Annotated in this window: 5 protein-coding genes; 4 read left to right on the top strand and 1 reads right to left on the bottom strand. The window is 74.7% G+C overall.

Annotation, left to right across the window (positions count from 1 at the left end; genetic code table 11):
• Nucleotides 1-148 precede the first annotated feature (148 nt).
• The 3 genes from ACRYR2_RS24885 to ACRYR2_RS24875 are packed head-to-tail and all read left to right on the top strand — an operon-like array spanning nucleotide 149 to nucleotide 2,375.
• On the top strand, nucleotides 149-1,240 hold the full coding sequence (locus tag ACRYR2_RS24885; protein ID WP_432565688.1) for a glycosyltransferase: 1,092 nt from the start codon (nucleotides 149-151) through the stop codon (nucleotides 1,238-1,240).
• Between the two features lie 8 nt (nucleotides 1,241-1,248).
• A complete protein-coding gene (locus ACRYR2_RS24880) occupies nucleotides 1,249-1,983 on the top strand; it encodes a glycosyltransferase family 2 protein (protein ID WP_432565687.1) in 735 nt (244 codons plus the stop codon).
• A complete protein-coding gene (locus ACRYR2_RS24875; protein ID WP_432565686.1) occupies nucleotides 1,980-2,375 on the top strand; it encodes a DUF2304 domain-containing protein in 396 nt (131 codons plus the stop codon). The genes ACRYR2_RS24880 and ACRYR2_RS24875 overlap by 4 nt, the downstream gene beginning before the upstream one ends.
• A 1-nt stretch (nucleotide 2,376) precedes the next feature.
• On the opposite strand, the gene ACRYR2_RS24870 is transcribed toward ACRYR2_RS24875, so the two are convergent.
• Nucleotides 2,377-3,444 (bottom strand): cell wall-binding repeat-containing protein, encoded by a 1,068-nt coding sequence (locus ACRYR2_RS24870; RefSeq protein WP_432565685.1) that lies wholly within the window; start codon nucleotides 3,442-3,444, stop codon nucleotides 2,377-2,379.
• Between the two features lie 193 nt (nucleotides 3,445-3,637).
• On the opposite strand from ACRYR2_RS24870, the gene ACRYR2_RS24865 reads away from it, so the two are divergent.
• Nucleotides 3,638-4,966, top strand: a complete 1,329-nt coding sequence (locus tag ACRYR2_RS24865; RefSeq protein ID WP_432565684.1) for a UDP-glucose dehydrogenase family protein — start codon at nucleotides 3,638-3,640, stop codon at nucleotides 4,964-4,966.
• The last annotated feature ends 141 nt before the right edge of the window (nucleotides 4,967-5,107 follow it).

The following is a 5,107-nucleotide window of genomic DNA, read 5'->3' as shown; positions in this document are numbered from 1 at the left end:
CCCCCCCCCCCCCCCCCCCCCCCCCCCCCCCCCCCCCCCCCCCCCCCCCCCCCCCCCCCCCCCCCCCCCCCCGGCCCCCCCCCCCCCCGCGGGGGGGGGCAGGGATGGGAGCGGGGTGGGGTGGGGTGGGGTGCGGGAGGATCCGGGGGTGCGCCTGGCCGTCGTGACCACCTGGTACCCCAGCCGTGAGGACCGCGTCGAGGGGGTCTTCGTCGCGCGGCACGTCGAGGCGTTGCGGCGCGCCCCCCGTCTCGACCTCGACGTCGACGTCGTCCACCTCGCCTCCCGGCCCGGCACCCCGCTGTCCCCCGACGTCACCCGCGTCGTCGTCGACCGCCGCGACCCCGCGAGCCTGCTCGCCGCCCGGCGCACCGTGCACCGCCGCCTCGAACGGGCCGACGTGCTGCACACCCACGTCTTCTCGACCCTGCTGCTGCTGGCCGGGTTCCGGACGGCGGTTCCGTGGGTGCACTCCGAGCACTGGTCGGGCGTGTCGGACCCGCAGTCGGGGGGACCGGTCTGGCAGCGCCTCGCCGGAGCCCGGCGGCTGCTGGCCCGGCCGGACGTCGTCACGGCCGTCAGCGGCTACCTCGCCGACGCGGTCCGGCCCTTCCGCCGCGGGCAGCTGGACGTCGTCCCCAACGTCGTCCCGGTCCCGGACCGGCCCACGCCGGCGGACGACGACGGCCGGTTGCGCCTGCTGTCGGTGGGGAACCTGCGCCCGGTCAAGGACCCCCTGCTGGCCGTGGAGGTCCTCGCCGAACTGCGCCGGCGCGGCCACGACGCGGTGCTGCGCTGGGTCGGGGACGGTCCGTTGCGGGCCGGCGTGGAACGCCGCGCCACCGAGCTCGGGGTCCGGGACCGGCTGACGCTGCTGGGCCGGCTCGCCCCGGAGCAGTTCGCCCACGAGTGGGGCGCGTGCCGGGTGTTCCTGCTGCCCTCGCACTACGAGACGTTCTGCGTGGCCGGCGCCGAAGCCCTCGGTCACGGCCGGCCGGCCGTGCTGGGCGCGCGCGGCGGGGCACGGGACTTCGCCGGCCCCGGCGTCCACCTCGTCGCCGACCGGGCGGTGGCCTCGTGGGCCGACGCCGTCGAGGCCGCCGCGGCGGACCGGCTCGATCCCGGCCTGATCGCCGGGCCGATCCGCGACCACTTCTCCCCCGGGGCCGTGGCCGAGGGGTTCTCCCGGGTGCTGGGGAGCGTGGGTCGTCCCCGGAGCACGCGGCCTGGGGCGTCATGATGGGTGCCGTGAGCACCACACGACCGAGCGACCTGGGTCAGGTCGACCGACCGGCACCGCCCGGTCGCGCCGACCGCCACCGGGACACGTGGGTCGTCATCCCGCTGTTCCGCGAGGAGTCCGCGATCGAGGGGGTCCTGGACGAACTGCGCGACCACTTCGCGCACGTGGTCTGCGTCGACGACGGCAGCCCCGACGCCTCCGCCGCCCGCGCCGAGGCCGGTGGCGCCACCGTCGTGCGGCACGGCGTGAACCTGGGGCAGGGCGCCGCGCTGCAGACCGGCATCAGCTACGCGCTGCGCGACGCGGGCATGCGCTCGGTCGTGACGTTCGACGCCGACGGCCAGCACTGCGCCACCGACGCCTCGGCGATGGTCGACAAGCTCGAGCGCGAAGGACTCGACGTCGTGTTCGGTTCCCGTTTCCTCGACGACCGCACCGAGGTGGACCGGTTGCGCCGCACCGTGTTGCGGATGGCGACGGTGTACACGAACGCGACCACGAAGGTGCCGTTGACCGACGCCCACAACGGGTTGCGGGTGCTGTCGCGCCGGGCCGCGGCGACGGTGCGGTTGCGGCACGACCGGATGGCGCACGCCACGGAGATCGTCCAGCAGGTCGGCCGCAGCGATCTGCGGTGGGCCGAGCACCCCGTGGAGATCCGGTACACCGACTACTCGCGCTCCAAGGGGCAGTCCTTGCTGAACAGCGTCAACATCCTCGTCGACACGTTGCTGGGGTGATCGGGGCCGTGCTGCTCATCCAGGTCGTCCTCATCGCCGCGGTGCTGGCCGTCGGCTTCGTGCTCGTGCGCAGCACCGCCGGTGAACGCCACCAGGCGATCCGCCGGCTGCTGCTGGGGCTGCTGGCCCTGCTCGCGGTCGCCAGCATCCTCGCCCCGGGCGCGGTGACGGTGGTGGCCCGGACGCTGGGCGTGGGCCGCGGGACCGACCTGCTGCTCTACGGCCTGGTCATCGCCTTCCTCGGGGCGCTGGTGTCGGCCTACCGGCGGCAGCGGTCGCTGGAGTCGCGGCTGACCGAGCTCACCCGGCGGCTGGCCCTGGACGAGTCCGAGCCGCCGGAGGCCGCGCGCGCCCGTCAGGACGCGCGCGCCGCCGGCCCGGCTCAGGACTAGGTCACTGCAGGGCGGACCCGATCTGCCCGTCGACGGCGGTTCCGACGACGTTGGGGCCGCCGAAGACCAGCGCCTGCTCGACGGTCTCGCCGTTCTTCTTCGCGTCGGCCTGCAGCGCCTTGAGCGCGCCGGTGGTGGAGCTGGGCAGCCCGTCGCGGGCGGTCAGCAGCAGCGGGCCGCCGCCGTAGGCCAGCAGCGCCGAACCGGACAGCGCGTCGGCCCAGCCCTCTCCGGTGGCCACGCCCACGATCGTGGTGGCGTCGGTGAAGAAGCTGTCGGAGGTGAACGTCGCGGCCACGCGGGCGGAGGTGTCGTACCGGTCGCTGCCGACCAGGGGCACCCAGCCGGAGGTGTCCCCGGCCACGGCCGTGCGGGCGTCGCCGCCGATGGCGAGCTTGTTGGTGAAGGTGCGCCCGGCGAGGTAGTCGGAGGTCGTCCTGCCCAGCGACCGGCCGTCCGAGAGCAGGACGACGCCGATGGAGTGGTCGGTGTCGACGTCCACGACGCCCATGAGCGCGCCGGCGGACAGCCCGTCGGGGAAGTTCCAGCCGGTGACCACGGCGACCGACTTGGCCGTGGGCAGCAGCTTGGCGATCTCCACGGCCGTGCCGAACCGGTCGCCGCCGGCGACGCGCCTGACGTCGCCGACCTTGCCCAGGGCGCGGACCTGCGTGCCGACGTTGGCCGAGAGGGCTTTCTCCCCGCCGAGCAGGTAGACGGTGCCGCCCTGGACCAGGACGTCGCTGATCGCGGCGGACACCGCGGGGTCCAGCGAGCCGGAGCCCGTCAGCAGCAGCGGCCCCCCGAGGTCGGAGGCCAGCGGGGCGGCCGCGAGGCTGTCGGCGTAGTCGTCGGCGCGGGCCAGCACGACGGCCTTGGCCTGGCCGCCGGTGAAGGACTTGGAGGCGGCCACGGCGGTCCCGATGCGGTCGGCGCCGTAGACGCGGCCGACGGACGCGGCCTTCAGTTCGACGTCCGGCGCAGCCGTCGCCGGTGCGGCACCGGCCACGACGGCGGAGCTGATCGCGAGGGCGGCCGCGAGGCCGAGGGTGCGAGGACGCAAGCGCATGGTGACCTTCCGGTGGACGTGCCGTGGCTCCTGGTCTCGACCCCGAACGGCCGAATCTTGAGCGACAGACTGTCACGACTTTTCCTGATCACGGCCACCGGCCGGTCACGAAACCTCCCCCGCCGCGCGATCGGGGCCACCCGTTCGGGGCCGGAAGTTCTCAGAGCGCGTTCGGATCGCTACTGTGCGCGTCATGCGGATGACTGTCATCGGGTGTGGATACCTCGGCGCCGTCCATGCAGCGTGCATGGCCGAGCTGGGGCACGAGGTCATCGGGATCGACGTCGACCCTGAGAAGGTGGCGGCCCTGCAGGCCGCCAGAGCGCCGTTCTACGAGCCGGGCCTGCCCGAGCTGCTGGAGCGCACGATGGCCACCGGCCGTCTGAAGTTCACGACCGACATGGCCGAAGCGGCCGGCTCGGCGGTGCACTTCGTGTGCGTGGGTACGCCGCAGAAGCGCGGTGAGTTCGCCGCCGACATGAAGTACGTCGACGCCGCGGTGGACGGCCTGCTGCCGCACGTCGGCGCCGGCGAGCTGGTGATCGGCAAGTCCACCGTCCCGGTCGGCACCGCGGCCCGGCTGGCGGGCAAGGTCGCCGACGCGGTACCCGGTGCGGCCCTGGCCTGGAACCCCGAGTTCCTGCGCGAGGGGCACGCGGTGGAGGACACGCTGACCCCCGACCGTCTGGTCTACGGCGTGCCCGGCGGGGCGGAGACCACCGAGGGCAAGGCGGCCAAGGCCCTGCTCGACGAGGTCTACGCCACCCCCCTCAAGCGCGGCACCCCGGTGATCGTCACCGACTACCAGACCGCCGAACTGGTCAAGGTCGCGGCCAACTCCTTCCTGGCCACCAAGATCTCCTTCATCAACGCGATGGCCGAACTGTGCGAGAAGGTCAACGCCGACGTCACCCAGCTCGCCGACGCCATCGGTCACGACGACCGCATCGGCCGCAAGTTCCTCAACGCCGGTCTGGGCTTCGGCGGCGGCTGCCTGCCCAAGGACATCCGCGCCTTCATGGCCCGCGCCGGTGAACTGGGCGCCGACCAGACGCTGACCTTCCTGCGCGAGGTCGACTCGATCAACATGCGCCGCCGCATCCGCATGGTGGACCTGGCCCGCGAGGTCTGCGACGGTTCGCTGATCGGCAAGCGCGTGGCCGTGCTCGGCGCGGCGTTCAAGCCGCTGTCGGACGACATCCGCGACAGCCCGGCGCTGAACGTGGCCGCGCAGATCCGCCTGCAAGGTGGCGACGTCGTCCTGACCGACCCCGCCGCGCTGGACAACGCCCGCAAGGCCGTTCCCGACATCTCCTTCGCCGAGACCGTCGAGGACGCCGTGCGCGGCGCCGACGTGGTGCTCCTGCTGACGGAGTGGAAGGAGTACCGCGACCTGGAACCGGCCACCCTCTCGGGGCTGGTCAAGGAGAAGCGGATCCTGGACGGGCGCAACGCCCTGGACCCCGGTCGCTGGCGCGCCGCCGGCTGGACCTACCGCGCCCTGGGCCGCCCCCGCGCCTGACCGGTCCGCCACGGGGCACGCTCCCCGCCTGCGCACACCCCCTCGGGGGGGGGGGGGGGGGGGGGGGGGGGGGGGGGGGGGGGGGGGGGGGGGGGGGGGGGGGGGGGGGGGGGGGGGGGGGGGGGGGGGGGGGGGGGGGGG

The sequence above is a fragment of the Kineococcus deserti genome, assembly GCF_050871945.1.
Lineage (GTDB): Bacteria > Actinomycetota > Actinomycetes > Actinomycetales > Kineococcaceae > Kineococcus.
The sequence above is the reverse complement of the archived record's forward strand: the minus strand, read 5'-3'. Positions and strand labels throughout refer to the sequence as shown.

Bases quoted from the DNA above. Each gene is read 5' to 3' on its own strand.
- ACRYR2_RS24870 (WP_432565685.1), bottom strand. From the start codon at position 3,444: ATGCGCTTGCGTCCTCGCACCCTCGGCCTCGCGGCCGCCCTCGCGATC.
- ACRYR2_RS24865 (WP_432565684.1), top strand. From the start codon at position 3,638: ATGCGGATGACTGTCATCGGGTGTGGATACCTCGGCGCCGTCCATGCA.